Origin of the sequence: Bacillus sp. SG-1 (assembly GCF_000181495.1) — a bacterium.
Lineage (GTDB): Bacteria > Bacillota > Bacilli > Bacillales > Bacillaceae_B > Rossellomorea.
Genome location: NZ_ABCF01000163.1, coordinates 1 through 1,606 on the forward strand (window position 1 = coordinate 1; position 1,606 = coordinate 1,606).

The window sequence follows — 1,606 nt, forward strand, 5'->3', positions numbered from 1 at the left end:
TACAAGTACCGGGACACCGTTTTTCCGTTTCACACCATTGTGAAGGAGCGGATCATTACTTTGATCTTTCACCTGGAAGATCGTTCCGGGACCCTCTCTTATCTTCTCGGGGAAGTGGCCAAAACAGGCTGTAATATACTCACGATCCACCAGACGATTCCGCTTCAGGGAAGGGCGACTGTCACACTTTCGCTCAATGTTGCGGATATAACGGTAGATATCGAGGAAATGTTGAACAGCTTAAGAAAAATGGAATTTGTAGAAAAAGTAGAAATGCTGGGCTCTGGAGCCTAGCATTTTTTATGTGAATTTAATTGTGGTTAGTCGCTGATAGGATGTGATAAATGAGTGAAAAAGTGTAGCTCGTCGATAGAATATAAAAGTCGACGATAGAAGGCAGTAACCCGTCGAAAGAAAGTGCCAACTCGACGATAGAGTGTACAAACTCGTTGATAGAACATACCAACTCGTCGATAGATACAACCTCCCCTCCGAAGCCACAAATCCCTTAACGAAACCAAAAACGAAAAAAAGGACACCCATCAACGGGCATCCAATAGCGGTTCAGGAAAGAGATTCAATTAAAAACCCTGCTTCTTTTAAAGCTCTCTCTGCATCTGCCATGGCCTTATCATTCGGTGCTGAAATGGTGTGAAGATGAATGCCATTTGTTAGTTCAGAGAGATAGGAAGCGTTGGTTTCTTTGATTTTGTCCATGAATTGTTTTACTTGCTGACGGTTTGAAACCATGATGGAAGCGGTAAGGTCTCCGTACACTTTATGTTCAATCCGTACATCCTTCACCAATATTCCGTGGTCGACCAGGAGGTTCAGTTCCTCCTCAGTCCTTTCAGGTGTATGTTTACAGGCGATTGTTTTTTCAACTGTTCCTTCAGGCTGTTTCGGCTGCAGATACAAGTACCCTTGGCTTGTGGCAATGATTGGTTCTTCCCTTGCTTTTAGCAGGGTGATGTCGCTGACGATGACCTGCCGGCTGACATTTGTGAATTTGGCAAGATCTCCGCCAGTGATCGGGATTCCTTCTTCCCGGAGTTTTGATAGTATCAGGTTTCTTCGTTCTTCTCCAAGTATTTTTTTGCCTTTTGACATAGATTTTCTCCTCTCGATTGAACCAGAAAGCTATTGTTCGTAGTGTGTTTTTGCAATATCTGCAAGAGCTTGAACAAGCTCTGTAACATCTTCTTTTTCTGTATCTTTTCCCAGTGAGATCCGAATAAACTCTTTTCCTGTCTCTTCTGAGAGACCGAAAGCTTGTATGGTTTTGGATATGGCTGGCTGTCCGGTCTGGCAGGCACTCCCGGTCGAAATGCCAAAGCCTCTTCTATTACATTCTAACATGACCCACTGGCCTTGGAGTCCTTTTATGCACAAGCCGATGACTTGAGGCAGCTGATTATCCCCAGGTGCTTCCACAACCATCAATGAATCCTGCAATTTCGATCTTAGCCCGTTTATGAACCATTTCCTGAGTTCCTGGAATTTTCTTAGGTGAAGGTCACCGCAGGCAGTCTGGGCGGCAGTGATAAAGGCCGCAATGCCGGGTGTATTAACAGTGCCGCCCCTTAATCCCCCTTCATGGGATTGA

The 1,606-nt window shown here is 44.8% G+C and carries 3 protein-coding genes; 1 reads left to right on the forward strand and 2 read right to left on the reverse strand.

From position 1 onward, the window contains the following. A partial coding sequence (locus BSG1_RS19405) for an ACT domain-containing protein (RefSeq protein WP_006838950.1) occupies nucleotides 1-294 on the forward strand: 294 nt, incomplete at its 5' end. Nucleotides 295-564: 270 nt separating this feature from the next. On the opposite strand, the gene BSG1_RS19410 is transcribed toward BSG1_RS19405, so the two are convergent. Both BSG1_RS19410 and BSG1_RS19415 read right to left on the reverse strand, forming a co-directional pair. Further along, the gene (locus tag BSG1_RS19410; protein WP_006838951.1) at nucleotides 565-1,110 is read right to left on the reverse strand and encodes a transcription repressor NadR; all 546 of its coding nucleotides are present in this window, start codon (nucleotides 1,108-1,110) and stop codon (nucleotides 565-567) included. 30 nt (nucleotides 1,111-1,140) lie between these two features. After that, on the reverse strand, nucleotides 1,141-1,606 hold a 466-nt coding region (locus tag BSG1_RS19415), incomplete at its 5' end, for an aminotransferase class V-fold PLP-dependent enzyme (protein ID WP_006838952.1).

Bases quoted from the DNA above. Each gene is read 5' to 3' on its own strand.
- BSG1_RS19410 (WP_006838951.1), bottom strand. From the start codon at position 1,110: ATGTCAAAAGGCAAAAAAATACTTGGAGAAGAACGAAGAAACCTGATA.